Annotated in this window: 24 protein-coding genes; 12 read left to right on the plus strand and 12 right to left on the minus strand. The window is 62.6% G+C overall.

Features of this window, described 5'->3' with window-relative positions; genetic code table 11:
• The first annotated feature begins 43 nt into the window (after positions 1 to 43).
• The gene (locus INT29_RS08590; RefSeq protein ID WP_319020863.1) at positions 44 to 1,555 is read left to right on the plus strand and encodes a DUF1684 domain-containing protein; all 1,512 of its coding nucleotides are present in this window, start codon (positions 44 to 46) and stop codon (positions 1,553 to 1,555) included.
• A 187-nt stretch (positions 1,556 to 1,742) separates the two neighbouring features.
• Here the strand turns inward: INT29_RS08590 and INT29_RS08595 are convergent, their stop codons facing one another.
• Positions 1,743 to 3,689: a M13 family metallopeptidase gene (locus INT29_RS08595; protein ID WP_193071371.1), complete on the minus strand. Its 1,947-nt coding sequence runs from the start codon at positions 3,687 to 3,689 to the stop codon at positions 1,743 to 1,745.
• A 106-nt stretch (positions 3,690 to 3,795) separates the two neighbouring features.
• Here INT29_RS08595 and INT29_RS08600 point away from each other — a divergent pair, with 106 nt between their 5' ends.
• Positions 3,796 to 4,311 carry a low molecular weight protein-tyrosine-phosphatase gene (locus tag INT29_RS08600; RefSeq protein ID WP_101573266.1) on the plus strand — a complete coding sequence of 172 codons (516 nt, stop codon included), beginning with the start codon at positions 3,796 to 3,798 and terminating at the stop codon, positions 4,309 to 4,311.
• Between the two features lie 33 nt (positions 4,312 to 4,344).
• Positions 4,345 to 4,995 (plus strand): copper resistance protein CopC, encoded by a 651-nt coding sequence (locus INT29_RS08605; RefSeq protein WP_193071372.1) that lies wholly within the window; start codon positions 4,345 to 4,347, stop codon positions 4,993 to 4,995.
• 235 nt (positions 4,996 to 5,230) lie between these two features.
• On the opposite strand, the gene INT29_RS08610 is transcribed toward INT29_RS08605, so the two are convergent.
• Both INT29_RS08610 and INT29_RS08615 read right to left on the minus strand, forming a co-directional pair.
• On the minus strand, positions 5,231 to 6,622 hold the full coding sequence (locus tag INT29_RS08610; protein WP_193071373.1) for an MFS transporter: 1,392 nt from the start codon (positions 6,620 to 6,622) through the stop codon (positions 5,231 to 5,233).
• Positions 6,615 to 7,040 (minus strand): MarR family winged helix-turn-helix transcriptional regulator, encoded by a 426-nt coding sequence (locus INT29_RS08615; protein WP_101573272.1) that lies wholly within the window; start codon positions 7,038 to 7,040, stop codon positions 6,615 to 6,617. Before INT29_RS08615 ends, INT29_RS08610 begins: the two co-directional genes overlap by 8 nt.
• 145 nt (positions 7,041 to 7,185) lie before the next feature.
• Here INT29_RS08615 and INT29_RS08620 point away from each other — a divergent pair, with 145 nt between their 5' ends.
• Positions 7,186 to 8,169: an LLM class flavin-dependent oxidoreductase gene (locus INT29_RS08620; RefSeq protein WP_101573345.1), complete on the plus strand. Its 984-nt coding sequence runs from the start codon at positions 7,186 to 7,188 to the stop codon at positions 8,167 to 8,169.
• Positions 8,170 to 8,663: 494 nt separating this feature from the next.
• On the opposite strand, the gene INT29_RS08625 is transcribed toward INT29_RS08620, so the two are convergent.
• Positions 8,664 to 9,638: a LysR family transcriptional regulator gene (locus tag INT29_RS08625; protein ID WP_193071374.1), complete on the minus strand. Its 975-nt coding sequence runs from the start codon at positions 9,636 to 9,638 to the stop codon at positions 8,664 to 8,666.
• Positions 9,639 to 9,715: 77 nt separating this feature from the next.
• Here INT29_RS08625 and INT29_RS08630 point away from each other — a divergent pair, with 77 nt between their 5' ends.
• Entirely contained in the window at positions 9,716 to 11,494 is a 1,779-nt protein-coding gene (locus INT29_RS08630; protein WP_226841749.1) for an FAD-dependent oxidoreductase, read from the plus strand.
• Between the two features lie 38 nt (positions 11,495 to 11,532).
• Here the strand turns inward: INT29_RS08630 and INT29_RS08635 are convergent, their stop codons facing one another.
• A complete protein-coding gene (locus INT29_RS08635; RefSeq protein ID WP_193071375.1) occupies positions 11,533 to 11,799 on the minus strand; it encodes a hypothetical protein in 267 nt (88 codons plus the stop codon).
• Between the two features lie 269 nt (positions 11,800 to 12,068).
• Here INT29_RS08635 and INT29_RS08640 point away from each other — a divergent pair, with 269 nt between their 5' ends.
• The 4 genes from INT29_RS08640 to dld all read left to right on the plus strand — a co-directional run bounded on the left by INT29_RS08640 (position 12,069) and on the right by dld (position 17,248).
• Positions 12,069 to 12,749 carry a GntR family transcriptional regulator gene (locus tag INT29_RS08640; protein WP_193071376.1) on the plus strand — a complete coding sequence of 227 codons (681 nt, stop codon included), beginning with the start codon at positions 12,069 to 12,071 and terminating at the stop codon, positions 12,747 to 12,749.
• Positions 12,746 to 14,014, plus strand: a complete 1,269-nt coding sequence (locus INT29_RS08645) for an MFS transporter (RefSeq protein WP_226841750.1) — start codon at positions 12,746 to 12,748, stop codon at positions 14,012 to 14,014. Before INT29_RS08640 ends, INT29_RS08645 begins: the two co-directional genes overlap by 4 nt.
• Before the next feature lie 96 nt (positions 14,015 to 14,110).
• Positions 14,111 to 15,457, plus strand: a complete 1,347-nt coding sequence (locus tag INT29_RS08650) for a replication-associated recombination protein A (RefSeq protein WP_193071377.1) — start codon at positions 14,111 to 14,113, stop codon at positions 15,455 to 15,457.
• Positions 15,458 to 15,538: 81 nt separating this feature from the next.
• Complete coding sequence (gene dld / locus INT29_RS08655; protein ID WP_193071378.1) at positions 15,539 to 17,248, plus strand: D-lactate dehydrogenase; 1,710 nt, start codon at positions 15,539 to 15,541, stop codon at positions 17,246 to 17,248.
• A gap of 45 nt (positions 17,249 to 17,293) precedes the next feature.
• Here the strand turns inward: dld and INT29_RS08660 are convergent, their stop codons facing one another.
• The 5 genes from INT29_RS08660 to INT29_RS08680 form a co-directional block, all read right to left on the minus strand.
• Positions 17,294 to 18,547 carry an NAD(P)/FAD-dependent oxidoreductase gene (locus tag INT29_RS08660; protein WP_193071379.1) on the minus strand — a complete coding sequence of 418 codons (1,254 nt, stop codon included), beginning with the start codon at positions 18,545 to 18,547 and terminating at the stop codon, positions 17,294 to 17,296.
• Complete coding sequence (locus tag INT29_RS08665; RefSeq protein ID WP_101573287.1) at positions 18,544 to 18,741, minus strand: ferredoxin; 198 nt, start codon at positions 18,739 to 18,741, stop codon at positions 18,544 to 18,546. Before INT29_RS08665 ends, INT29_RS08660 begins: the two co-directional genes overlap by 4 nt.
• A gap of 139 nt (positions 18,742 to 18,880) precedes the next feature.
• Positions 18,881 to 19,447 (minus strand): hypothetical protein, encoded by a 567-nt coding sequence (locus tag INT29_RS08670; RefSeq protein ID WP_193071380.1) that lies wholly within the window; start codon positions 19,445 to 19,447, stop codon positions 18,881 to 18,883.
• Entirely contained in the window at positions 19,444 to 19,653 is a 210-nt protein-coding gene (locus INT29_RS08675) for a helix-turn-helix transcriptional regulator (RefSeq protein WP_193071381.1), read from the minus strand. The genes INT29_RS08670 and INT29_RS08675 overlap by 4 nt, the downstream gene beginning before the upstream one ends.
• Before the next feature lie 147 nt (positions 19,654 to 19,800).
• Complete coding sequence (locus INT29_RS08680) at positions 19,801 to 21,039, minus strand: MFS transporter (RefSeq protein WP_193071382.1); 1,239 nt, start codon at positions 21,037 to 21,039, stop codon at positions 19,801 to 19,803.
• Positions 21,040 to 21,219: 180 nt separating this feature from the next.
• Here INT29_RS08680 and INT29_RS08685 point away from each other — a divergent pair, with 180 nt between their 5' ends.
• Positions 21,220 to 22,266, plus strand: a complete 1,047-nt coding sequence (locus INT29_RS08685; protein WP_193071383.1) for an LCP family protein — start codon at positions 21,220 to 21,222, stop codon at positions 22,264 to 22,266.
• A 116-nt stretch (positions 22,267 to 22,382) separates the two neighbouring features.
• Here INT29_RS08685 and INT29_RS08690 read toward each other — a convergent pair whose 3' ends face one another.
• A complete protein-coding gene (locus tag INT29_RS08690; RefSeq protein ID WP_193071384.1) occupies positions 22,383 to 22,835 on the minus strand; it encodes a hypothetical protein in 453 nt (150 codons plus the stop codon).
• A gap of 500 nt (positions 22,836 to 23,335) precedes the next feature.
• On the opposite strand from INT29_RS08690, the gene fdxA reads away from it, so the two are divergent.
• Entirely contained in the window at positions 23,336 to 23,668 is a 333-nt protein-coding gene (gene fdxA / locus INT29_RS08695; protein WP_101573299.1) for a ferredoxin, read from the plus strand.
• 33 nt (positions 23,669 to 23,701) lie between these two features.
• Here the strand turns inward: fdxA and pgm are convergent, their stop codons facing one another.
• On the minus strand, positions 23,702 to 25,342 hold the full coding sequence (pgm, locus tag INT29_RS08700) for a phosphoglucomutase (alpha-D-glucose-1,6-bisphosphate-dependent) (protein ID WP_193071385.1): 1,641 nt from the start codon (positions 25,340 to 25,342) through the stop codon (positions 23,702 to 23,704).
• 186 nt (positions 25,343 to 25,528) lie between these two features.
• Here pgm and INT29_RS08705 point away from each other — a divergent pair, with 186 nt between their 5' ends.
• Positions 25,529 to 26,389 carry a glutaminase gene (locus INT29_RS08705; protein WP_193071386.1) on the plus strand — a complete coding sequence of 287 codons (861 nt, stop codon included), beginning with the start codon at positions 25,529 to 25,531 and terminating at the stop codon, positions 26,387 to 26,389.
• Positions 26,390 to 26,394: the final 5 nt, after the last annotated feature.

The following is a 26,394-nucleotide window of genomic DNA, read 5'->3' on the forward strand; positions in this document are numbered from 1 at the left end:
CAGGCCCGAGGAGCAACGCAATGCAATGCAAGGAGTGTGCGACGTGAACCAGTTCGTGACCGAATGGAACACATGGCGGGATTCTAGGAACTCGGCACTGGCGACTCCCTTCGGCTGGCTGAGCGTGTCCGGCCTGCATTGGCTCGACGAGACCACGACCTGGCCGGACGCACCCGGCACCTTCACCGTCGACGATGGCTGGGTCAGCGTGGCACTGGAGCCTGGGACCAAGGCCGGTCCTGCTGCCGCGACCTTCGACCTCATGAGTAAGTCCGCCGAGGCAGGCCTGAGCACCAACGATGCGTCCCCTTCCAGCTCGGCATCGGTACCGAGCGACACCACGATTCTGCCGAAGATCCCAGAGATCTCAGGGCCTGAAGTGCGGGTCGAGGAGAATGGATTCAGCGCGAAGCTGCCCACCGGAGGATCCCTTCAGTGGTTCACTGTCGGCAATGTGCTCTACGAACTCATCGACCGGGCAGGTCGCATCGGAATCCGCGTCCGGGATTCCAAGTCGCCGCTGCTGGGCAAATTCTTCGAAGTTCCAGTCTTCGATCCGGACCCCAGCTTCGTGTTCTTAGCGAAGTTCACTCCCTTTGAGACGCCTGAAGTGCACAAGATCAACACAGCGCAGGATGGCCTCAACGTTGAGACCCCGGCCGTCGGAGTAGTTTCCTTCACGAGCGAAGCCGGCGAGGTGAAGCTTCTGGCCACTGGCAACCCCGCCAGCGGGCTGCAGCTGGACTTCCACGACTCCACGAATGGCGTGACCACCCCGGCGTGGAGGACTCTCGACTTGGGCGTCCCGAATCATGACGGTTCACTCGTCGTCGACTTCAACCGAGCCGTGAACTACCCGTTCGCGTTCACCGCCTTCGCCACCTGCCCCGCACCGATTGAGGGCAATGTCGTTCCCTTCGAGGTCACTGCGGGAGAGCGCACCCCGCCGTTCTACTTCTCGGAAGCCGGCATCAATGTGCCGTTCCTCTTCTACGTGTGGTGGGACGAAGAAAGCGCGAAGGTGACCCGGCCGTGGTACGCCCGCTTCGGACTCGATATCACAATGCACAACCCGAACCACGATGACATCGCACAATCGCTGGTCGGCTTCGACGGTGTCGCCATGTCCGGAGGCGACGTCACCCCACTGACGCGCAAGGCGAGGTCACGGATGGTCAAGGTCGCGACCGAAGCCCTGACCTCTCGGATCCCCGTCATCGGCATCGGCGCCTACGCCGAATTCGTCATCCGAGCACAGCGTGAACTGCACGAATCCCAGGGATACGTCGACAACATCGAGGAAGAGTACGCGGGCACCGAAGGCAAACTGCTCATCGTGATGAACAACGAGTTGGCGCCGAAGAATGTCGGATTCGACGTCGTGCATACCGATGTCAGCGGACTTCTCTACGTCGAGATGCCCTACGACATCCCGCTGGAATCGGACTTCCATGAGCTCGACGAGTTTGAGGCCGCGATGTACGCAGATGCCCCGATCAAGAGCTGGGAAGAGTTCGACTATCGCATGGTCTGCCTCATCCGCCAGCACCGCTGAGCGCGCAGCACAATCCCACAGCGCATAACCCCCAGCGCATAGCGCATAGCGCACATCACGCGAGTGTGGGACCAGGACTTTCAATCTCAGCAACCCGAAGGGCGCTGAGCAACCTGCAGATGGACTGGTCCCCTGAGGTTGCCCAGCGCCCTTCGGGTTGCCGGGAGGAAGCCTGCCTAAACAGCGCCTACCAGATGGTGACGCGCTCTTCAGGAGCTAGGTACATGCCGTCGGTTTCAGCCACGCCGTAGGTGTCGTGGAAGGCGGTCATATTCTTCACTACCTGGTTGCAGCGGAACTCCTCCGGAGCGTGCGGGTCGATGCTCAGCCGACGCACGCGCTCCTCGGTGCGCATCTTCGCCCGCCAGGCCTTGGCCCAGGCTTCGAAGAACGTCGCGGCCTCATCAGCTGACGGCATCCGTCCCAATTCCAACTCGAGGGCTTTCCAGCCGATGGACAGTCCGCCCAGGTCTCCGATGTTCTCACCCACGGTCAGCGCGCCGTTGACGTGCTGCGCTTCGTCCAGACCGGCGGGAACAAGTGCCTCGTACTGGGCGATGAGGGCGTTGGTGCGTTCCTCGAAGCGCTCCCGATCCTCGGCCGTCCACCAGTCGACGAGGTTGCCGTCGCCGTCGTAGCGTGAACCCTGGTCATCGAATCCGTGGCCGATCTCGTGGCCGATGACCGCGCCGATGGCACCGAAGTTCGCTGCCACATCACCGGCGGCATCGAAGAACGGGGGCTGCAGGATCGCGGCTGGGAAGACGATCTCGTTCATCACCGGGTGGTAGTAGGCGTTGACGGTCTGCGGCGTCATCAGCCATTCGGTGCGGTCGATCTCCTTGCCGATGCGCTTGATCTGGCGCGCATGCTCGGCGCGGGCGCAGCGGCGGACGTTGCCCACCAGGTCAGAGGAGTCGATCGCGGCCGGATACTCGCGCCACACCTCGGGGTAACCGACCTTCGGTGTGAACTTCGAGAGCTTGACCAGGGCCTTCTTCTTCGTCTCTTCGCTCATCCAGTCGAGCTCGTTGATCGATTTGTCGTAGGCCCTGATGAGCATCGCCACGAGGTGGTCGATCGCCGCTTTGGCCTCCGGCGGGAACTCGGCCGCGACGTAGAGTTTGCCCACAGCCTCGCCGAGGAGGCCCTGCACCAGTCCGACACCGCGCTTCCAGCGTTCCCGCAGAGCCGGGGTGCCCGAGAGGGTGCGGGCGTTGAAGTCGAAGTTCTCCTCGACGATCTCATCGGTCAACAGTGCGGCGTTGGCGGAGAGGACGGAGAAGCGCAACCAGGTCTTGATCGTCTCGATGTCGGTCTGGTCCCACACCTCGGCCATGCCGGTGACGAAGGAGGGCTGGCCGATGACCACGTAGCTCAGTTCCTCATCGACGTCGGCGGCCAGTGCCGCGAACCAGGAGTCGAAGTCGAAGCCGGGGCCCAGTTCGCGCAGTTCGTCGAGGCTGACCTTGTTGTAGGTCTTCTCTGCGTCACGGCAGGCGACCCGGTCCCAGTGGTGGCGGGCCAGGGAGGTTTCGAACGCCATCACCTTGGCGGCCACCTCGGCGTCGGAGACGTTGCTCTTGGCACCGATCCCACCGAGGGCGGACATCTTCTTCACATAATCGACGAACTTCACACGCACCTCGGCGTGGTCGTCGTTGAAGTAGTAGTCCTCGTCGGGCAGGGAGATGCCTCCCTGGTGGAGGTAGAGGGCGTAGATGTCGGAGTCCTTCGCATCGGCGGTGACGCCGCCGTCGAGGACCCCGCCGATGCCTTCCACTTCGAGGCGACCCAGCAGATTTGCCAGTTCGGACTTGTCCTCAGCGGCGTCGATGGCGGCGAAGGAGGAGCCGAGAGGGGTCACGCCCAGCGAGTTGATCTGGTCGAGGTCCATGAACGAGGAGTACACGTCGGCGACCTTCTGGCCTTCGCTGCCCGGCTCCTGCGGGGCGTCGGAGACGGCGGTTATGATGTCGCGGACCTTGGTCTCAGCTGTGTCGAAGAGTTCGCGCATGGCGCCGTCGCCGGCACGGTCGTCGGGGATGGTGAACGAGTCGATCCACTCGCCGTTGATGTGGCGGAACAGATCGTCCTGAGGGCGCGCCGAAGCGGTCGATGTTTCAGAAGTCATGGTGCAACAGTATCGTGATCAGTAGGCAGAACGGTCAGAAGTTACCGGTGCGGATGCGCCGGTGTCTCGCAGCCGTTGCGGGTATCGGATCGATCAGGAGAATCGTATGAAGATGGCATCCGTGGTGTTCGTGTGTACGGGCAATATCTGTCGTTCGGTCACGGCCGAACGTGTGCTCCAACATCATCTGGAACTCAACGACGCCGAGGCGGTTGTTGATTCCGCCGGCATCAGTGATGAGGAAGCCGGCAACCCCATCGACCCTACGCAGGCGCGGGTGCTGCGCACGGCCGGGTATCGTACCGAGGATCATGTCGCCCGGCAGATCACGCCCGACTGGTTGGCCGAACGTGACGTGGCCATCGCGATGACCCGCAGACATTACCGTGCCCTGCAGAACCTCATCGGAGACCTCCCCGCCGAGGCGCGCCCGCGGCTGCATATGCTGCGCGAATTCGATCCGCGAGTGTCTCAGGAGGAGGCCGTTGATGCCCCGGCGCCGGACGTTGAGGACCCGTGGGCAGGGGAATTGAAGAAATTCGAAGAAACTCTTGAGACAATTGAAGTGTCCGTGCCGGGAATCACAGACTATCTACACTCTTTGGCCGAGCAGACTCGGTGATACTGAAGGTAATTGTTGAAGGAGAAAACTGACATGACTCGAACCACGTGGTCCGCCCTCAAGCTCGGCTTCGCTGCCCTGCTGGTGGCTGCCTTGAGTGTCTTTGCTTTTGCCCCGGCCAGTGCTCACGACCAGCTCGTGTCTTCGAATCCCGAAGATGGATCGACGGTCGACCAGCAGCCGGAATGGATTGAGATGACCTTCTCCGGTGAAGTCCAGGAGGTCGGCTCCGAGGTCAAGGTCGTCATCGACGGCAAGAACGTCTCTGCTGGTGAGCTCGCTGTCGACGGCAAGAAGCTCACCGTCGCACTGCCCGACAACCTCAAGCCCGGCGACTACAAAGTCACCTGGCGCGTGGTGTCGCAGGACGGTCACCCGATCTCTGGTGACTTCGACTTCACCATCTCTGACGCCGAGGGCGCCGGCGGTGCGGTCGAAGAATCTTCACAGGCCGGACTCGGCGGCGGCGTCGTCGACGAGCCGGGCAAGGACACCGAAGAGCGCGGCGAGATCGGCGAATCGACCGGAAGCGATTCCGGCATGTCGACACCGATGATCGTGTTGCTGGGTGTCGGCGGTCTGGCCATCATCATCATCGTCATCCTCCTCATGCGCCGCAAGGCACAGGGCCTGCCCGGCACCACCAAGAGTGATGACTCGGGAGACGGCCCGAAGGACGAGTGAGCTGCAGGCTTTCGCAGAAGAACCCCTCTCAAGCAACGCGGCGTCGGAAAATGTCGTCCTCGGCGACGTGAAAAACCGACTGAGCGTTGATCGACCGAGAGGCGACCGGCCAGGGCAGAGTATTCCGAGCTGAGCATGGTCCCGGAAGTGAACGCTTCCGGGACCATTCTTTGCCTGCCAACGATGCGGGTTTCGCCTGGACACAGGTGCTCCAGCGGTGAGGGCGACTCTTGCCTCAGCGTTGAGCGCCCGCCCCGCGCACCCGGTCGGCGAGCAAGCCGATCAGCACCGCGACACAACCGATCGCTGAAATCGCGAGGGCCAGGAAGATGCCGTTCGCGCTCGGATGGCCATCAGCACCCAAGTGCGCAGCAAGCACCGCGCCGGAGATCGCACTGCCGAAGGAACCGCCGACGGTACGCAGCACCTGATTGAAGCTGACCGCACTGCCCAATTCCTCTGTCGCGACGGTGCGGGCGATGAGCGCCGGCATCGCTGCATAGGTGGTGCCGACACCCATGCCGACGACGAACATCCCGACAAGGATCTCCCAGAGTTGGGTATGGGCGAAGAGCAGCAGAAGTGATGACGTGGTGACCAGTGTCGCGCCCAGCAGCAGTAGGGTGGTCATTCGAATCCGCTTCGTTAGATGTCGCACGAGGCGGTTGGCGAGGAAGCTTCCGACCGAGAACGGCAGCATCACGAACCCGGCCCAGAACACAGGTAGGGCGACACCGTATCCGGTCTCGCTCGGCGCCTGTGCGATGATGCTGCCGATCGACAGCACCATGTACATCACCGTGCCGAGTGTGATGGCCGTGAGGTTTGCGACGAGAGCATCCGGGCTGCGGAGGACCCGAAGATTGATCAGCGGATACTTCACCCTCAGTTCGAGCAGGACCCAGATCGTGAACAGGATGATCGCGACCGCGAAGCAGCTCAGGGTCGGCAGGGTGGCCCAGCCCCAGATCTCTCCTTCGCTTACCCCGAGCAGCAGCGCCGCGAGCCCGAAGGCGAGCACTGTCGCACCTGGTACGTCGAAGCGGACTCGCGGCGCCTGTGTGTCCGGTCCCGATGGGACAGCGACGATCACCACGACCATGGCTGTGGCAACGAAGAGCGCAGCGAACCAGAACGCGAACTGATAGTCGAGGGATCCCGCGATGAGTCCCGTCAGGGGGTACCCGATGCCCATTCCCGTCGACACGGTCACCGACAGGCTGGCGATGCCGCGCGTGCTCTTCTCCGCAGGCAGATAGCGCCGTGCCAGTGCGATCGTCATGGGCACGATGCCGTAGCTGAGTCCTTGCAGCGCACGCCCGATCAGGAAGACGGCGAAGTTGGTCGCTAAAGCGGCGATCACCGAACCCACGAGGATGATTGTGAGAGCGCCGAGGAGGAGTCTCTTCTTGTGTGGACCATCGCTGAGGCGGCCCATCACCGGGGTGACGATTGCGCCGACGAGTAGATTGATCGTGAGCATCCACTGGGCGGCGCTGATCGCGACGTGGAATTCGGAGGAGATCGTCGGGACGAGCAGCATGCCCAGCGAGCTGACGATCGCCGTCGACAATGCCGCATAGATGAGTGCGGGGAGCAGCCGTCCGCCTGGTTCGGGCTCACTCATCCGCAGCCTCCCGCATGAGTTTGCGCAGCACGGGCACGGCAGCTGACAGCGTCGCGCGTTCGGAGTCATCGAGATGTTCGACAAGAGCATCGGCGAGCCACCGGGTGCCGGCCGCATGTTCGCGTTCGAGTGCGATGCGCCCCGTCTCGGTGATCTGGACGCGGACCTTGCGTCGGTCGACCTCGTCGCGTGAGCGTGCGACATACGACAGATCTTCCAATTCGCGCAGAGCCACGGCGACTGCCTGCGGTGTGATCCTCTCTGTCGCTGAGAGTTCGGATGCGGTGGCAGGTCCCCGCTCATTCAGGTGAGTGAGGATGCCGGACTTCCCGCGCGAGGTCGTCCGTTCCGAGTAGAAGCGGCGGATGAGTGGACGGAGTGCACTGCGGAACTCGGCGGCAAGGTTCGGATCGGGCATTGCTCTATTGTACAAATAAATTGATCAATCTACTTGTCTATTGTGGCCTCGCGTGTGAGATGGAATAGAACCATGTCGAGCGGCTGTTGTCCCAGGAAGCTGATCTTTGAACTTTCTCGACGCTCGACCGAAGGACCGCATCGCTTTGTCCGTTCCACTGAATATCCTCGACCTCGTCCCGATCCGTGACGGATCCTCCGCCCGCGAGGCCATCGACACCTCGATGCGTGCCGCACGCCTGGCCGATGAACTCGGCTACTCCCGTCTCTGGTTCGCCGAGCACCACAACACCATGGGACTGGCCGCCAGTGCGACGGCCTTGCTCATCTCTCAGGCAGCCTCGGTGACCGAGAAGATCCGTGTGGGTTCAGGAGGAGTGATGCTGCCCAACCATGCTCCGCTCATGGTCGCCGAGCAGTACGGAACACTGGCCAACATCCACGGCGATCGCATCGATCTGGGGCTTGGCCGCGCGCCCGGCACCGACGGGATGACGGCACAGGCACTGAGCCGCTCCTCGGCCGAACCGCAGGACTTCGCACAGAACATCTATGACATGCAGGGCTGGTTCGGCGCCGAAGGCAAGGCGCACACAGCACCGATCGAGTCCGCTGTCTCCGTCGGCACGGAGGTGCCCATCTGGGTGCTCGGCTCGACGATGAATGGCGCGTCGATCGCCGGTCAGCTGGGTCTGCCGTTCTCCCTGGCTTCGCATTTCGCGCCGAATCAGATCGATGAGGCTATCCGTGTCTATCGGGATTCCTTCACCACCGAGGCCCCAACCGCACAGATCGACGAACCCTATGTCATGGCCGGCATCAATGTGCTGGTCGCCGAGACGGACGAGGAGGCAGAGCGCGAGTTCACCACGGTGAAGCAGATGTTCACCGACATCGCTCTTGGCCGTCGACGCCACCTCCAGCCGCCGGTCGATCCCAGTGAGCTGCCCCGAGGCGGTGAGAGCCCGATGCTGGCGATCAGCGCCGTCGGCTCACCAGAGACGGCCACCCGTCAGATGTCGGAATTCGTCGAGCGCACCGGTGCCGATGAGCTCATCACCGTCACCTACGCCTACGACCCTGCAGTGGCGGAGCGTTCGCTCAAGCTCCTCGCCGACGCCTGGTTCTGATCGAGAGGTTTCACCTGACCGGGCGCACGTCCGCTCGCTTGGCGAGGCCGACCGTTCTCGACAAGCTCGGCTCCATCGGTTCTGCCGAATTGCCCTGTTTTCAGGTGGGCCTTCGTGCAGTGCATCCGATATTGACGGGTCACACCTGCAGCGAAGTCTTCACCCTTCTCATCGCGAACGCGCTTGCTGAATACGTCGAAACTCGAGTGTCTGCCTGCATATGGGAAGGGTGGGCGAACGACGAGGAACCGTCTGGCTGCGAACCGTTCCGATACAGAGGGCGCACCTATGCCAAATGCTCGATTGTTCTACGTGACTTGAACGAACTCGACGCCGAATATGGTCCCGTCAGTCTCGTATTGCCAGCCGATCAGTCGTGGTGCATCTACAACGACATCGACACAATCGACACGTTTGTAGGCGGCTCGATTGAGGTCGTTGACGCTATCTAGTCCGTGCGCGGACTTGAAACATTCGACGGTGAACAACCTGCCTCACCCCACCAGCCGCACATGCGCCGCCAGCCCGGTGTCCTCCGAGGCAAGTGCCCGGGCGGTGTCGAGGATCGTTGTCTCCATCGCCGAGGCGGCTCTGGTCGGCCGTACGTCGCCGCGGGCGGCGAGGCTGACCGTCCGATTCAGGCTTGGCTCCACCAGCTGTGCTGAGACCAGCCGGGGCCGGTCGACGAGGACCATGGCGGGAACAATGGCGACGCCGAGACCGCGTTCGACGAACCGCAGCACTGCATCCATCTCAGCGCCCTCGACGACGATGTTCGGAACCAGTCCTGCGGCGTCGAAGGCCGCCGAGGTGGCTTCGCGCAGATCGTATCCGTGATGGAACAGCACCTGGGGGAGTGCCGCGACCTCCGCCAGAGTCACCGTGTCACCTGGCAGGAGCGCGGACCTGCCCCGACCGTCGGACGGTAGCGGCTCACCTGCCTCCGTGGCAGCAATCACCACCAGATCCTCACTGAGCACCCCCTGCATCCGCAGCCGCGGCATCTGCGCACTCGGACTCAGCGTCCGCGTGATGAGCGCAAGGTCTAACTCACCCGTACCCAGCGCCTCAATGAGCTCCCGCGATCCCTTCTCGACCAGCTCGAGTTCGACCCCGGGATGCTCCTGATGGAAGCTGCTGATCGCCTCGGCGACGAGGCTGACGCACAAGGTCGGCGTCGCACCCAGGCGGATGCGACCCTTGCGCAGGCCCGCGAGCTCATCCATGTCACGGCGCACCGCTTCGGCGTCGGCGAGCATCCGTCGTGCACTCGGCAGAAGCGTTTCGCCCGCGGCGGTGAGACTGATGTGTCCATGGGCGCGATGGAAGAGTTCGGAGCCGAGCTCCTTCTCCAGCGTCGAAATCTGCCGACTCAGTGACGGCTGCGCCAGGTGAAGAGTGGCAGCGGCCTTCGTGAAGTGACCGGTGTTGGCGACCTCGACGAAGCTCGCGAGCTGTTCCAAATTCATGGATATAGCGTATCGCTATCGAGTCAAGCGAAACAATACATTGGACGCATGGGGTGGTCGAGCCTAGCGTGGAAAACATGAACTCCACAGCACAGAATTCGAAGACCACACAGGGTAATTCCCGCACACACGAACACACGATCTCCACCTCGGTGCTGGTCATCGGAACCGGCGGATCCGGTCTTCGGGCCGCGATCGAGGTCGCCGAATCCGGCACCGACGTCCTCGCCGTCGGCAAGCGACCCAAGGACGACGCCCACACCTCGCTGGCGGCCGGCGGCATCAACGCGGCCCTGGCCACGATGGACCCCGACGACTCCTGGCAGCAGCACGCCGCCGACACAATCAAGGAATCCTATGACCTCGCCAACCCCCGCACCGTCGAAATCGTCACCCAAGGAGCCGAACAGGGAATCGCTGACCTGGAGCGATATGGAATGGACTTCGCGAAGGAGGACGACGGTCGGATCTCGCAGCGCTTCTTCGGCGCCCATACCTGGCGTCGCACCGCTTTCGCCGGCGATTACACGGGACTCGAAATTCAGCGCACCCTCATTCATCGTGCCGAGGCCCTGAACGTCCCCATCCTCGACCGCGTCTACATCACCAAACTCCTCGTCGCCGACGGGCGCATCTTCGGCGCCTTCGGCTTTGACATCGTCGACGGCTCCCGGTATCGGATCCATGCCGACGCGGTCATCCTCGCCGCTGGTGGGCACAACCGGATCTGGCGCCGCACCTCATCACGTCGCGACGAGAACACCGGTGATTCCTTCCGCCTGGCCGTCGAAGCCGGAGCCCGTCTGCGCGATGCCGAGCTCGTCCAGTTCCACCCCTCGGGCATCATCGAACCCGAGAACGCCGCCGGAACACTGGTCTCCGAGGCTGCACGCGGTGAGGGCGGAATTCTGCGCAACGCACTGGGGGAGCGGTTCATGGAACGCTACGATCCAGAACGCATGGAACTCTCCACCCGCGACCGCGTAGCTCTGGCCGCCTACACCGAGATCGCCGAGGGCCGCGGGACGGAGAACGGCGGCATCTGGCTCGATGTCTCCCACCTGCCGCGCGAGACCATCATGAACCGCCTGCCGCGCGTGTTCCAGACGATGATGGAAACGCAGATGCTCGACATCACCGTCAGCCCCATCGAGATCGCCCCGACCGCGCACTATTCGATGGGCGGGGTGTGGGTCGACCCGGTCGAGCACAGCACCGACGTCGAAGGGCTGTGGGCCATCGGCGAAGCGTCATCCGGGCTGCATGGGGCCAATCGCCTCGGCGGCAATTCGCTCATCGAACTCCTCGTTTTCGGCCGCATCGTCGGAAAGTCCGCCGTCGCGTACTCATCAGAGTTGGGTGCGCAGGTGCGGTCGCGGTCTGCCATCGCCGAGGCGCGGGCTGAGATCGATGATCTCCTCGCTTCCGAGGGTACGGAGAATGTCCGGGCGCTGCAGCGCGAGATCCGCAATCTCATGACCGAGCATGCCGGAGTCGTCCGCGATGAGGCTGGATTGTTGGAAGGACTCGAGAAACTCGCCGGCATCGAGGCACGCATGGGTGAGGTCGGAATTCACCCGGACATCGCCGGCTACTCCGATCTCTCACACGCCTTCGACCTCAAGTCCTCGGCACTCGCGGCTCGGGCAACCCTGGAATGCGCACTCGAGCGCAGGGAGACCCGCGGCTGCCATAACCGCAGCGACTACCCCGAACAGAACAAGAATTTGCAGGTCAACCTCGTGTGGTCACCGTCCACTGGAGTCGTGCAGGAGAGCATTCCAGCAGTCGATCCCGAGGTTGCCGAGCTCATGCGAGATGACGAGATCAGCCAGGTCGGCAAGCTCGTCGAGTGAGTCGGAACCTTCGAGCGCGAGCTCTCCGCGAGGGTCCTTCAGGCGGCGAGCTCGCGCTTCCAATCTCCGACCAGGCTGATCATCGTGAAGCCTGTGAGGAAGGCCGAGAAGGTGGCCAGGTGTCCGATGGCGACGATTTCCAGGCCCGCGTCGGTGGTGTCTGTGGTTAAGAAGACTCCGGTTGCTGCCAATGAAACGGCTCCCCACGCGGCGGCCACGAGTGCACCCGGGACTCGGGGCAGAGCTTTCGACAGCATTCCGGCGATGAAGCTGAGGGCGATAGCGCTCCAGACTACTGATTCCACGTTGATCACATCACCGGATACCCAGCTCGTGGGTGCCCGGGAATCTCCTCCGCTAATGTGCTCGGCATTGAGCGCTTGAATGGCGCCGCAGACCATAGTAACCGACAAGGTTCGTTGAGTACACAATATGACGCATTCTTTGTTGTCGACATTGTCCTTATTGCTGGTGCTGACTGCCGATCGGCGAGCTGAGCGTCCTGTCCAAGGTCGCATTGCTCCGGTCCGGACTTGATGCATCTATCAATGCATGCATCTGATAGTTTGGGTGTGTGAATGATCTGCTGACGCTGCCCTGGGAGACCACCGACGACGCTTCTCCGATCGCTGCGCGGATGGCGGCCTGGGCCGCTCGCGAGGTGATCGAACAGCGGTATGAACCTGGAATGCTCCTCACCGAGGCTGATCTCGCCGAGGCGCAGAAGGCCAGCCGCACCCCGGCCCGGGAGGCTATGCTCCAACTCGAGCGGTGGCGCTTGGTCCGCCTCGTGCCCAAGAAAGGGGCCATTGTCACAACGGTCACCGGCGAAGAGCGGCGGGACCTGCTGGCCGTGCGCGCCATGTTCGAAATCGACGCAGTCCATGCCCTGAGTGCCGACGCCGAGGTGATGGAGGCCTTGGCGGCGGACCTGCAGTTCCTCCTTGGTCGGCAGCGCGAGGCTCTGAGCGGCGACTCCCCGCTGGATTTCGCGAGCAGTGACTACGCCTTCCATGCCCGCATCATTCGCAGCGGCCGGAACGCAGTCACCGACGAACTGCTCTCCACCATCGGCCCCCGCCTGGCTCGCCTGACTTACCAGGCCGTCATCGATCTGCCCTCGGCTCTCGAAGACCTCTTCGCCGACCACGAACAGCTCACCGAATGCGCCCGCCAAGGAGATTCCCCACGATTTACGAGACTCGTCCGCCAGCACATCGATCACGGTCACTTCCAGCAGAACCGGACCCGATGACACCCGATCCAGCGGTGACCTCAGACTCGGCCACGCCGACGCCAGGCCCGACAGCGATGCCCCCTGAACCCGTCCGTCGCCGAGGCGGTGCCTGGCTTCGCGTTGCACCTGCCATCTTCCTGCTTGCTTGGGGCGGCAATCACTTCACCCCGCTCGTCCATATGTACGAGGAAGATGGAGGATACGCGGTCTGGCAGGCCAATCTTCTCCTGGGCATGTACGTCGGCGGGCTGATCCCGGGACTTCTGATCGCCTCGGCGATATCGGATCGTCGCGGACGCAAACCCGTGCTCATAGTCGGCACCATTGCGGCGTTGGTCGGCAGTGTGCTCCTCGGCATCGGCTTCGACCTCTTCTGGCTTCTGTGTCTGGGCCGGGTGCTCGCCGGTGCGGGCGTCGGTGTGGCGATGTCGGTGGGCACGAGCTGGATCAAGGAACTCTCGATGCCGCCCTTCGACCACAAGGCCGGAATCACAGCAGGCGCTCGCCGCCCGGCACTGACTCTGACCCTGGGATTCGCCGTCGGTGCCGCGGTCACCGGATGCCTGGCACAATGGGGGCCAGTCCCCGAGGCGACACCCTATGCGGTGCACGGACTGCTCAGCATCGTGGCCCTGGCCATCCTGTTCGCCGCGCCGGAATCTCTGTCGCGGGAACACCGGAGCTCTCAACACTGGTGGAGAGGCCTGCGCGTTCCCCTGGTGGGACACCGCACGTTCGTGCGCCTCATTGCCCCTGCGGCTCCCTGGGTCTTCGGTGCAGCGGGCATCGCCTACGCTGTGATGCCGGCACTGGTCCAGGACGAGCTGGGGGAGTGGACGACCCTCTACGCAACCGTGCTCACCGTCGTCACCCTCGGTGCCGGGGCGCTCGTGCAGAACAGCGTTCCCCGGATCAACCGGTGGACGGGCGGGCGCGCACTCGTCGTCGGCCTCGTGCTCATGACCCTCGGGATAGCGCTCGCCGTGGTCGCGTCCCTGGTCGCGGATCCAGTCCTCGCCCTGGTCGTGGCCATCGTGCTCGGCATCGCCTACGGCATCTGTGTGGTGGCCGGTCTGGTCATCGTCCAGGCCATCGCCGAACCGGACGACCTGGCCGGCATCACCGGCGTCTACTATTCGCTGGCCTACTCCGGGTTCCTGCTGCCTACAGTGCTCGCGGCCCTGCTGCCGGTCATGCCCTACAGCCTCTCCTTGGCTGGGGTTGCCGTGATCTGCCTGCTCTGTCTTGGCGCTGTGGCGCGCGCCTCGAACCGGCCGGGGTGAGAGACGCGGACCGACCGACGCCCCTTGCCACGGGCAACTAGGATGAAAACGGAATCCTCACCACGCAGACGAATCGATGACGATGGAGGTGCCGCTATGAGCCAGGAACCGCCGTCACTGTTTGAACCTGACGAGGCAGGTCGTCCCCTTGCCGATAGATTGCGCCCGAAGACACTCGAAGACGTGCTCGGACAAGAGCACCTGCTCGGACAGGACGCCCCCATCGGCCGGATGGTCGACGAACGCCGACTGGTCTCCATGGTGCTGTGGGGGCCACCAGGCTGTGGGAAGACAACCATTGCGCGACTCCTCGCTGAGCGAACAAACCTCGTCTTCGAATCGGTTTCAGCGACCTTCTCCGGTGTCGCCGAACTCCGCAAAGTCTTCCAATCAGCTGCCAAGCGCCGCGAGATCGGCCAGGGCACGATGCTGTTCGTTGACGAGATCCACCGCTTCAATCGCGCCCAGCAGGATTCCTTCCTCCCCTACGTGGAAGACGGTACGGTCGTGCTCGTCGGTGCGACCACGGAGAACCCCAGCTTCGAACTCAACTCAGCATTGCTCTCCCGCTCCCAGGTCTTCGTCCTCAGACGACTCAACGAGCAGACACTGACCACACTCATCGAACGTGCCGAAGCGGCCACGGGAAGATCACTTCCTGTTGACGCGCAGGCCCGGCAGGCGATGGTGGCGATGGCCGACGGTGACGGTCGATACCTGCTCAACCTCATCGAACAGCTCCAAACAGTCAGCGGGACACTTGACCCTTCTGCCTTAGCCGAGCTGGTTCAGCAGCGCGCACCGATCTACGACAAAGGCCAGGAAGGCCACTACAACCTCATCTCCGCCCTGCACAAGGCGATGCGCGGCTCCGACCCAGACGCGTCACTGTACTGGTTGGCACGAATGCTCGACGGGGGTGAAGATCCGCTCTACATCGCCCGACGTCTGGTGAGGTTCGCCAACGAAGACATCGCGATCGCCGACCCGCAAGCCGTCCAGCAGGCGCTGGCGGCATGGGACGTCTACGAGCGTCTCGGATCTCCAGAAGGTGAGCTCGCCATCGCCCAAGCCGTCGTCTATCTCGCAACCGCACCGAAATCCATCGCCGTCTACCGTGGATTCAACGCAGCAAAGAAGCTCGCGAAGCAGACGGGGTCTCTCATGCCACCGGCAAATATCCTCAACGCCCCGACGAAGCTGATGAAGAATCTCGGTTATGGAGAAGGATACGAGTACGATCCCGACCGGCCCGGAGGTTTCTCGGGGGCGAACTATTTTCCCGAGGATATGGAGCCGCAGAGGGTGTACCGGCCCACCGGCAATGGCTACGAACGCGTCATCGCCGAAAAACTGGCCGAATGGCACCGGTTGCGTGCTGAGAGACGGATGCAGGAGGACGAGAAAGACCAGGAAGCGCAGGACGACGGAACCGAGATCTGAGCACTGAGGTCACCTCGGCGCGCCCAGTGACGATATTCAACGACGACAACAGCTCGCAACGACCAGATAGGGATCGACACCATGCTCGGACAATCACACCAGAAGCCGTCACCAGCCGTCAGCGCCTTCAACGACATCATGGGCAAACACCACGTGCTCACCTCGGCCCGGGCGACAGCACCATTCGCCAAAGGCAATCGCTTCGGCGGCGGCAATGTGCTCGCCGTCCTCAAGCCGGGCAGCCTCGTCGACATGTGGCGGGCCCTGCAGGTCTGCGTCGATCACGACCTCATCGTCATCCCGCAGTCGGCGAACACCGGACTGACCGGAGGGTCGGGACCCGGCGATCAGGACTATGACCGTGAGATCGTCATCATCTCGACGTTGCGCATCAACGAGATCCACCTCATCAACGACGCTCGTGAAGCGGTATGCCTGGCAGGCTCGACGCTCTTCGAACTCGACGACGCCCTGGCCGCCCACGACCGTGAACCACATTCGGTCATCGGCTCATCCTCGATCGGTGCGTCGGTCGTCGGTGGCATCGCGAATAACTCCGGAGGCAGCCAGATCCGCAAGGGTCCGGCGTTCACGAAGCACTCGATCTTCGCCCGAGTCAACGACGAAGGCAAGGTCGAACTCGTCAACCACCTCGGCGTCGAACTCGGTGACGATCCCGCGCACATCCTCGACAAGCTCCAGCGCGGCGACTGGGCTCCCGCGGATGTCACGCCGCCGCCGGAGGACGCCACGGAGACCGAATACGGCGAGCACGTCCGCAAGATCGCCGACTCTCCCGCACGCTACAACGCCAACCCGAAATTCCTCCACGAAGCATCCGGGTCGGCGGGCAAGCTCATGGTCTTCGCCGTGCGCACCCGCACCTTCCCCAAGCAGAAGGACTCGACGACCTTTTACATCGGCACCGACAGCCCCGCCGAGCTCGAGGCCCTGCGCCGGGCGATACTGACCTCGGACATGCCGCTGCCGATCTCCGGCGAGTACATGGGACGGCCCTCCTTCGATCTCGCCGAGAAGTACGGCAAGGACACGTTCGTCTCCGTCAAGCACGCCGGAAGCCGCGAACAGATCAAGCTCTTCGCGTTGAAGAACTGGGCGAACGGGGTCTTCGCGAAACTGCCGTTCTTCGGCCAGACAGTCGCCGATTCCATCGCCCAAGGCGCGTTCAGCCTGTTGCCGCAGCAGCTGCCGGACCGAATGCTGGAGTACCGCGACCGCTTCGAACACCACCTTCTGCTTGTCGTCAGCGGTGACCAGAAGCAGAGGACCGAGGAGTTCCTCACGACCTTCTTCGCCGAGGCGAGCCATGACGGTGACTTCTTCATCTGCACTGCCGATGAGGCTCAATCGGCCATGCTCCACCGTTTCGGTGCCGCCAGCGCGGCAACCCGGTACTTCAACCTCAACCGTGACGACTCGTCGGACATGATCACCTTCGATGTCGCACTGCGTCGGGACGAGGATGACTGGCTCGAGGTGCTGCCACCGGAGATCGCCGAGCAGCTGCACATCAGCTCCTACTATGGTCACTTCTTCTGCCACGTCCTCCATCAGGACCACGTGGCGAAGAAGGGTGTCGACCCGGTCGCGTTGAAGAAGCAGATGATGGCGCTGCTTGAGGAACGAGGTGCCGCAGTTCCTGCCGAGCACAACTACGGTCGCCTCTACCGTGTGCCGCCGGAGATGGAAGCTCACTTCAAGGAACTCGACCCGTGCAATGTCTTCAACCCCGGTGTCGGTGACACCTCGCCGCACAGGAATTGGGCCTGACCGTAGGCACGTGCTGCTGAGCGATCAAGCGGAGTTCTCCGTAGACTATTCGACAGATCGCTTGGTGATCTGTCTGTCACGGAGGGCGTCGCCGAGGAGCCGGCGGTCAAGGATCTGCAACCGCCACCAATTCATCGCTTTGAACATTCCGGACCCGATTGTGCCGACGATGCGACCTGATTCGTCTGTGTAGGCGGCAACGAATCGGTGGTCCTCAAGACTTCCCTCGACCACGTGAAATCCGCTGTCACGGGAGGGGAAGCCGAAGCTGCGCAGTTTGAGATCGTACTGGTCGGACCAGAAGTACGGGACGGACTTCGCCGAGGCCGGCGTGAGTTCCAGGATGTCGCGTACGCAGGAGAGAGCGTGCTCATTCGCGGTCTGCCGATGCTCCACGCGCACGTGGCGTTCCTGTGTGGGATCCCACCATGCAGCGACGTCGCCGATGGCCCAGACATCATCGGTGGCGCGTCCACTCGCATCACAGCGCACACCACCGGCGCCGGGCTCATTCGACGCGGTCAGGGGAACCGAGCTTGACCGCAGCCAATCAACGGCAGGCCGGGCTCCCACGGCGACGAGAATCGCATCCGCAGATACCGTTCTTCCATCGTCGAGTGTGACTCCGGTGGCCTGCCCCATACCGTCCTCGATGGAGCTGACGCCATGTCCGAGTTCAAGCTTGACTCCATGGTGGCGATGCAGCTCGGCGATCATGGATCCGATCTCGTCGCCGACCACATTCTGCATCGGCAGTTCGAGAGGATCGATCAACGTGACCTCTTTGCCCAGCGAGCGAGCGACGGCGGCGACTTCTGCGCCGAGGAATCCTGCGCCGATGACTGCGAGTCGTTGGGCCGTCTCCAAACCGGTTTGCAGAGTCAGAGCGTCGTCAAGAGTGCGCATCACGTGGACACCGTCGAGATGGTGTCCGAACGGCAGCTCTCGTGCGGTGACTCCAGTGGCGATGATCAAAGCGTCATACGCGATCTGCTCGCCGGAATGGAGGGTGAGCTGATGGGCTGCGACATCTGCTGAGGCGACTCTGGTGCAGAGGCGCAGCGTCACATCGGCATCGGCCAGCAGTTCACCGGTGCGCAGCTCGGCCCTTTCGGGCAACCAGGTACCGGCCAATATCTGTTTGGACAGTGGTGGTCTGTCGTAGGGCATATGGCGTTCCTCGCCGAAGATCAGGATCTCTCCGGTGTGGCCTTGAGCCCGCAGTGCATCGGCGGCCGCGATTCCGGCGGGGCCGGCACCGACAATGACGACCTTCTTCGCTGAAACGACTCTCGTCACTTTTTGTGAATGCGGATTGCGGCGGCAGGACACAGTGCTTCCGCCTCCTTGGCGGAGCTCTCCTGTTCGGGAGAGGGATTCTCCTCAAGCAGAAAAGCCACTCCGTCATCATCCCGCTGGTCGAATAAGTCCGGGGCTGTGATGACGCAGTTTCCAGCCCCGATGCACGCGTCTTGGTCCAGTTCGATTCTCAACAGATCCTCCTACGTTGACCGTCAACTATTCGTCAAGCGACTGATTTGTCAAGCGACTGATTTGGGGGAGAAGCATCACTCACATTATAGGTGCCGCGACTTCCCGCGCCTCTTTGTTCACTCTTCATGCAGTCTTCGCTCACTCTTCGTCTTCGATATCTGCCGCGCTCTCCTCCTCGAGGCGCGCTCGTTTGAGCTTGCGGTGTCTTAAGACGGCGAATGCGGTGAGGGCGATGACTATGCCGATAATCGCGCCGGTGACAAACGAGCCGTTGCTGGCTCCAGCCAGCGGTGACCCAAGACCGACATCGATCAGGGGGTGGCCGGTGGTCTGCTGGAAGGCGATTGCGGCCACCCAAGCGGCGGTGAATACTGCTGATACGGCGTAGGAGACAACGATCCGTTTATTGGCTGCCCGCGAGACCGCCAGAGTAAAATCGACACCCTCACGTTTGCAGTATGCGGGCACTGCGAGACCGGCCACTCCGGTTCCAAGGACCAAAGGGATGGTCCAGAGGCCAGCGCCGATGACGGCGAAGAGTACGGCGAGGGCGAAGAAGACGTGTGTCGAGACGACAGAGCCGAATGTATAGGCGCGGAGGATGACATCACGTTCCCGTTCATCACCCATCGAGGGATCGTCGAGACCGGTGATTCTGTCGGCGAATGCATTGGGACGGGGTTTGCTCGCGTTGCTGTTATTCATGATTCCTCCTTCAGCGCGAAGATCTCTTCCACGCTGGTCTCCAGGGCCCGGGCGATCCGCAGCGCCAGGTACACGCTGGGAGCATAGTCGCCACGTTCGGTGGCGATGATCGTCTGCCGCGATACGCCGGTGAGCTGGGCCAGTTGAGCCTGAGTGAGACCGACCGACTTGCGGACGTGTTTGAGGTTCGAGGTCTGAACTTCCATCCCACTCCCTATGTCAATGATTCTTTACATCGAAAGTAAAGCATTGTTGACATAGGTGTGTCAAAGATCGTTGACATTCGGAAGGTGTTTCGGACTGGAGAAGGGTTTGCGGTGCAGCCGCAACCTGCTGTCCGAGCCCAGTGCGCACTACCCCTCGATGCGCACCTGTCGTCCTGGACGGTTGACCCGCACCTCGTGACTTGAGCGTTTCGGGTTGAGCAGCTTGAGCAGGCTCAGCGCCAGCAGCGCACCGACGATCGCGCACCCGGCGGGCAGCAGCATCGCGGTCTTGGCATTTGCCGCGTCGATGATGTTGCCGGCAATCGCCGATCCGAAGGCGACGCCGAAGCCCAGCGAGGTGCCCAGCCAGGCGAACGCCTCGGTCAGACGCCGAGGTGGTGCGAGCTGTTCGATCACTGAGTTCGCGCCGATGAGGCTCGGGGCGATCGTGAAGCCGACGAGGAACAGGATGATCGTGTAGGAGATCATGCCTTGTGCCAGCATCATCGAGCAGGCGCCGAGCGCAAGGAGGGACACGGTGATGCCGAAGCGATGATGGGTGGCTGAATTCCAGTTTCGCGACCCATAGAGTGCGCCGGCGATGAGTGAGCCCAGGGCGAAGGCGCTGAGCAGGATGCCGGCCAGGGATTTCACTCCCTGCTCGTCGGCGAAGGCCACAGCGATGACGTCGATGGCGCCGAAGTTCACACCGAGGAAGACGTTGACGATGATGATCGTGAAGATGCCTGGGTTGGAAAACACGTGGCCGCGAGCCTCTGTGGTGCGTTCGATCGGTGGGGGTTCGGTCGACTTCTGCACGTAGAGCAGGGCCGAGCCGATTCCGGCGGTGAGCATCGAAAGTATGATGCCTGCCGGTGGGAACACAGCGGTGGCGAGCACTGTGGCGATGACGGGGCCGGTGACGAAGAGCAGCTCATCGGCCACGGATTCCCACGAGAATGCGGTCTGCAGCTTTTTCGGCGAATCCACGATGTGAGACCAGCGGGAACGCACCAGCGACCCGACGGAGCCGACAGTGGCACCACCGATTCCGGCGAAGACGAAGATGAGGCCCACCCACCAGTCTGCGTAGACGCAGACGATGAGCAGCGAGAGCGCCACGAGGTGCGTGATGACGATGGGCACCATGACAGCAGCTTGACCGCGACGGTCGACAAGACGCGCGATCCCGGGCCCGGCAAGCGCTTGGATGATCATGTACACGGCGGCAACGATGCCTGCCAGACCATAGGAGCCGCTGACGCCCTGGATGAACAGAACGATTCCCAGGCCCAGAACTGCGATGGGCATACGTGCAACAAGACCGGCCAAGGAGAACTTGAGAGCACCGGGAAGAGACAGAATTTCCCGATAGTTGTTGAACACCAGAAAAGTCTACCCAGCGAACCAAGCCCTCACCATACGAATACGGCGTTGTTACCGGTGAGTCGAGTCACCTCGGCGCGCAAGGTGTCAAGAAGAATGTAACAAAAGCTATATAGTTGCCGAGATTGTATCTTCTCCCCGCCGGCGTTCCCGCCGCATTGACTGAAACCCGGAGTGCCGATGACGGACAACAGCAGTTTCGATGATCTCTTCGACAGCCAGGACGAACGACCGCAGCGCCCCCGCCGCAAGAAGAAAAAGGTGTGGCGCAAGGTCCTCGTCGTCATCCTCGTGATCGTCATCCTCGGCGTGCTCGGCGTGGGTCTGTACCTATGGAACGTCGGCCGGTCCTATGACAACAACGCGAACAAGCTCACCGACGAGCAGGTCTTCGGCACCAAGCGTGCCGATGACAAGGAAGACGGCGGCACGAACATTCTGCTGCTGGGCTCCGATGAGCCGATGGACCAGGTCGACGTCAACGACTCCCGCGGACTGCGCTCGGACACAATCATGGTCATGCACCTGCCCGAGAACGGATCGAAGGTCCAGGTCATGTCGATCCCGCGTGACAGCTGGGTCGACATCGAAGGCCACGGCAAGGCCAAGATCAACTCTGCGCTCTCCTACGGTGGTCTTCCGCTGGCCGTATCCACGGTGTCGGACTTCATCGGTACGGACCTCGACCACGTGGCGATCATCGACTTCGAAGGCTTCAAGGCATTGACCGACAGCCTCGGCGGGGTGAGCGTGAACTCGGAGCAGTCGTTTGAGAAGAACGGCTACACCTTCACGAGGGGAGAGAACGTCCTCGACGGTGACGAGGCACTGACCTTTGTGCGCGAACGCAAGTCCTTCAAGGACGGCGACTTCCAGCGCGCTCGTAACCAGCAGGCCTTCATCAGGGGTCTGACCAGTGAGATCATCTCCGCCGACACCCTGTCGAACCCGAAGAAGATCCAGGATATGGTCAAGAACTTCGCCCCGTACATGTACGTCGACTCCGGACTCGACGCCCAGTACATCTCCGCGACGGCCTTCGGCATGCGCGACGTCCGCCCCGGCGACATCGAGTTCTTCACCTCCCCGACCGCTGGCGTCGGCACCTCGAGTGACGGTCAGTCGATCGTCAATGTCGATGAAGAGGAACTGAAGAAGGTCCAGGACGCGTACAAGAACGACACCCTCGAGGACTACGTGCAGAACGCCCCGGAGTCACACCTGTAATCCTCGCGTCACATCAAAGGGCGCCTTCGCCGAGGCAGCTCCGCCCAACCGTGCACACGATGAACCCCGCCCCCGGACTTCCAGGGACGGGGTTCTTCGCACCAGTGTGTGCCGTATCAGTTGTTGAACTGGACGCTATGGACTCCGTGGGGTGAGCCCCATTCTCCGCCGTTCGACACTTGTTCGTTGGCGACACCGACAGACATGGTTTCTCCCGTCACGGTGTTCTTGTAGTCGACATAGATCGTTCCCGCGGCTCCCTCCTCGCCTGTCTGAACCCAATGGGTCCCGTTCTCATTGCCGTGGGCGGCTAGGTCGCTGGCGACGCTTGCAGTGGCGAATCCTTCGACCCGCTCCGTATTGTCGGCACCCCAAGCTCGCACGAGCTCATCGGCATAGATGTTGGTGTCCGTCGGGTAGTGGACGGACTGCGGCTCTGCGTCCGCGCTGGTGGCTGCGGCGGGTGCCGGGGCCGCCAGGGCGGGTCCGCTGGCGAGTCCGACTCCGGCCAGGCTGGCAATACCGGCGATGGCCAGGGCTGCTGCGCGATTGCGAATGGTGGTCTTCATGTCATCGATCCTTCTTCTTCGAGATGTCGTCGCTGAATGATGTCTTTGCTGAGTGCGGTCACCGGGCAGGTGACACATCATCGACGCCGACCAGTATTGCGCCCGCACTTGAAGCCAGGACCACAGTGTCTGAGAGGAAACTCGGAGAGGGTCACAGCCAGGAGACGACTTGTTTGCAGTCCTGCGGCGGTCGCCGAGGTGCGCGGAGCCAACGGGGCGCATACGGCAACGACTCTTGCCTGGTGACGCGGTGCGAACGAGTGCTCGGCGGATTCGACCAGACGGTGACACACGGTTGTTGCAGAGCGCGGTTTGCGACGTTTTCGTCCGCACAGTGAAACCCGATTGTGACCGGACCTCGCCGAGGTGGTTCTGCATTCTCCTCGGACGTGATCTGGGCCATATGAAGACTGGGTTCGAAGGCTTAGAGTGGGCCCTGAGGTTCATCCCATTCGTCACTCAGAGGAAGTGGACGATCCGAGCAGAGAGCGGAGGCCCGAATGACCTACGTGATCGCGCAGCCGTGCATTGACGTCAAGGACAAGTCGTGTGTCGACGAATGTCCTGTCGACTGCATCTACGAAGGCGAACGCAGTCTCTACATCCATCCCGACGAGTGCATCGACTGCGGGGCCTGTGAACCGGTCTGCCCCGTCGAAGCGATCTTCTATGAAGACGATGTCCCCGAGGAGTGGGCGGACTACTACACCTACAACGTCGAGTTCTTCGACGAACTGGGTTCGCCGGGAGGCGCGGCGGGCCTGGGCAACACGGGCCGAGACCACTCGGCCATCGCCGCCTTGCCGCCCCAGAACCAGGACGTCGAGCTGTAACCGGCCGGCCACGGGGAGCCCCTTCGCTCCGACCTACTCCAGCACCCTATCCACCAAGGTCCGTGCATCGTGCTGGACGGCCCGCAGGTGGTCCTCATCGCGCAGCGACTCGGCATAGATCTTGTACACGTCTTCCGTGCCGGAGGGGCGCACCGCGAACCAGGCGTTCTCGGTCGTGACCTTGAGCCCGCCGATGGGTGCGTTGTTTCCCGGCGCCGAGGTGAGTGTTGAGGTCACCGGTTCACCGCCGACGGTCTTCGCCTTCACCTGGGAGGCGTCGAGTGAGCCCAGTGTCGCCTTCTGCTCCCGGGTGGCCGGAGCATCCTGGCGGGCGTAGGCGCTGGTGCCGAAGTTCGCGGCCAGTCCTGCGTAGCGCTGGGACGGAGTCTGTCCGGTCTTCGCCGTCATCTCGGCGGCCAGGAGGGCCATGATGATGCCGTCCTTGTCCGTTGACCAGACCTTGCCGTTGCGGCGCAGGAACGATGCTCCTGCGGATTCTTCGCCGCCGAAGGCCAGTGTCGAGTCGAGGAGTCCGGGGACGAACCATTTGAACCCGACAGGTACTTCGAACAGCTGGCGACCATGTGCCGACACAATGCGGTCAACGATCGACGAGGTGACCAGTGTCTTGCCGATGCCTGCGCTGGTGGACCATTCGGGCCGGTTGTCGAGCAGGTAGTCGATCGCGGTCGCCAGATAGTGGTTGGGGTTCATCAGCCCGGCATCCGGGGTGACGATGCCATGACGGTCGGCATCGGCGTCATTGCCCGTGGCGATATCGAAGTCATTGCGGGAGGCGATGAGCCCGGCCATGGCGTAGGGCGAGGAGCAGTCCATACGGATGTTCTCGTCCCAGTCCAGAGTCATGAACGACCAGGCGGGATCGATCTCGGGGTGAACGACGGTGAGGTTGAGGTCGAAGTCCTCGGCGATCGCGGCCCAGTAGTCGACGCTTGCACCTCCCAGCGGGTCGGCGCCGATATGGATATCGGAGCCGCGGATCACATCGAGGTCGATGACCGACTCGAGGTCCTCGGTGTAATTGGCGATGAAGTCGAAGTTCTCTGTGTTCTCCAGGTGGAAGGCCCGCTGGAAACCGGTGCGCGGGATCTTCTCCCACCCGGCTCCAAGGTAGGAGTTCGCACGCTCGGCGATCCAGGTCGTCGTCTCGGAGCCTGCCGGACCGCCGTGGGGCGGGTTGTACTTGATGCCGCCGTCGGAGGGCGGGTTGTGGCTGGGTGTCACGATGATGCCATCGGCTTGGGCATCCGTTGCGGTCTTCCCGGCATTGAACCCGAGGATCGCGTGGGAGAGCACCGGGGTGGGGGTGAAGCCATCACGCTCATCGATGAGCACAGGCACCTCCGCTGCGGCGAGGACCTCGAGGACGGTGAGGATTGCGGGTTCGCTCAGCGCGTGGGTGTCACGGCCTAAGAAGATCGGCCCGTGGATGCCCTGCTTCTTACGGAAGTCGACGATGGCGGCGGTGATCGCTGCGATGTGGGCTTCGTTGAAGGCACGGTTGAAGCTCGAACCGCGGTGCCCCGAGGTTCCGAAGCTCACGGCCTGCGCTGGCACTGAGGAGTCGGGGACGAGGTCGTAGTAGGAGTCAAGCAGTGCGGGGATATCGACGAGATCCCTATCCTGGGCCAGCTGGCCGGCGCGAGTAGTCATACTTCTACAATGCCAAACCCGAACCGATGCACACAGTTCTGAGCCTCCAGTTCTTGCATCGTGGACGGCGAGTGTCCAACGTCGCCGGAAATTCGCTGTCGGCACCTATCCAGGGCACCTGCGGGAGATTAGGCTGAAATCAGCAAATTAGAACAACAATCCCTGCTCTCGACGAGGAGATTGGCAGTGTTCGAAGGCGACACCACTGAACCCCAGCAGCGTGCCTTCACCGGCGAGCTGCTCGGCCCTTCTGCAACGGCCCGGATCCTCGCCGAGGCTCATCGCCGTTACCGTGACCTCGACGACGGAGAGATCGCCGACTACATTCCCATCCTCGCCGAGGCGGATCCCACATGGTTTGGCCTCAGCCTCATCGATATCACCGGCCGCGCCCATGAGGCAGGCGACATCGACCTGACCTTCTCGATTCAGTCGATCTCGAAGGCATTCGTCTTCGCCCTCGTCTGCCAGGCCCGCAGTCACGAATTCGTCCATGAGCGCATCGGGGTCAACAACACGGGACTGCCCTTCAACTCTGTGATGGCCATCGAACTCAATGATGGGCATCCGATGAATTCGATGGTCAATGCCGGGGCGATCGCCCGACTGCTCGAGAGCTACGGGAGGATCATCACTGATCCTCTGGACAGCGTCGACATCTACACCCGCCAGTGTTCACTGTCGGTGAGCGCACACGATCTCGCGGTGATGGGTTCGACTCTGGCAGACGGGGGAGTGAACCCGGTGACCGGCGAACGCGTGGTCTCCGCCGAGGTGGCCCGTGACACCCTCGCATTGCTGGCTTCGTGCGGAATGTATGAGAACAGCGGCGAATGGCTCTTCGAGATCGGTCTGCCGGCCAAATCGGGAGTCGCGGGCGGAATCGTCGCCATCGCTCCGGGCAAGGGTGCGCTCGGCACGTTCTCTCCCCGGCTCGACTCCGCCGGCAACAGCGTCCGTGGCCAGCGGGCCTGCTTCGACCTCTCCAGGGCTTTGGGTCTCAATCTCTTCGCCTCCACCCCAGCACCCGCACCTCGTCAACGCTGAAAGGA

It is taken from the genome of Brevibacterium sp. FME37, from assembly GCF_014897485.1.
Taxonomy (GTDB): domain Bacteria; phylum Actinomycetota; class Actinomycetes; order Actinomycetales; family Brevibacteriaceae; genus Brevibacterium.

What these genes read in the sequence shown, in the direction of transcription:
- INT29_RS08595 (WP_193071371.1), bottom strand. Translation starts at nt 3,689, where the DNA reads ATGACTTCTGAAACATCGACCGCTTCGGCGCGCCCTCAGGACGATCTG.
- INT29_RS08600 (WP_101573266.1), top strand. Translation starts at nt 3,796, where the DNA reads ATGAAGATGGCATCCGTGGTGTTCGTGTGTACGGGCAATATCTGTCGT.
- INT29_RS08605 (WP_193071372.1), top strand. Translation starts at nt 4,345, where the DNA reads ATGACTCGAACCACGTGGTCCGCCCTCAAGCTCGGCTTCGCTGCCCTG.
- INT29_RS08610 (WP_193071373.1), bottom strand. Translation starts at nt 6,622, where the DNA reads ATGAGTGAGCCCGAACCAGGCGGACGGCTGCTCCCCGCACTCATCTAT.
- INT29_RS08615 (WP_101573272.1), bottom strand. Translation starts at nt 7,040, where the DNA reads ATGCCCGATCCGAACCTTGCCGCCGAGTTCCGCAGTGCACTCCGTCCA.
- INT29_RS08625 (WP_193071374.1), bottom strand. Translation starts at nt 9,638, where the DNA reads ATGAATTTGGAACAGCTCGCGAGCTTCGTCGAGGTCGCCAACACCGGT.
- INT29_RS08630 (WP_226841749.1), top strand. Translation starts at nt 9,716, where the DNA reads ATGAACTCCACAGCACAGAATTCGAAGACCACACAGGGTAATTCCCGC.
- INT29_RS08645 (WP_226841750.1), top strand. Translation starts at nt 12,746, where the DNA reads ATGACACCCGATCCAGCGGTGACCTCAGACTCGGCCACGCCGACGCCA.
- INT29_RS08650 (WP_193071377.1), top strand. Translation starts at nt 14,111, where the DNA reads ATGAGCCAGGAACCGCCGTCACTGTTTGAACCTGACGAGGCAGGTCGT.
- dld (WP_193071378.1), top strand. Translation starts at nt 15,539, where the DNA reads ATGCTCGGACAATCACACCAGAAGCCGTCACCAGCCGTCAGCGCCTTC.
- INT29_RS08670 (WP_193071380.1), bottom strand. Translation starts at nt 19,447, where the DNA reads ATGAATAACAGCAACGCGAGCAAACCCCGTCCCAATGCATTCGCCGAC.
- INT29_RS08675 (WP_193071381.1), bottom strand. Translation starts at nt 19,653, where the DNA reads ATGGAAGTTCAGACCTCGAACCTCAAACACGTCCGCAAGTCGGTCGGT.
- INT29_RS08685 (WP_193071383.1), top strand. Translation starts at nt 21,220, where the DNA reads ATGACGGACAACAGCAGTTTCGATGATCTCTTCGACAGCCAGGACGAA.
- INT29_RS08690 (WP_193071384.1), bottom strand. Translation starts at nt 22,835, where the DNA reads ATGAAGACCACCATTCGCAATCGCGCAGCAGCCCTGGCCATCGCCGGT.
- fdxA (WP_101573299.1), top strand. Translation starts at nt 23,336, where the DNA reads ATGACCTACGTGATCGCGCAGCCGTGCATTGACGTCAAGGACAAGTCG.
- pgm (WP_193071385.1), bottom strand. Translation starts at nt 25,342, where the DNA reads ATGACTACTCGCGCCGGCCAGCTGGCCCAGGATAGGGATCTCGTCGAT.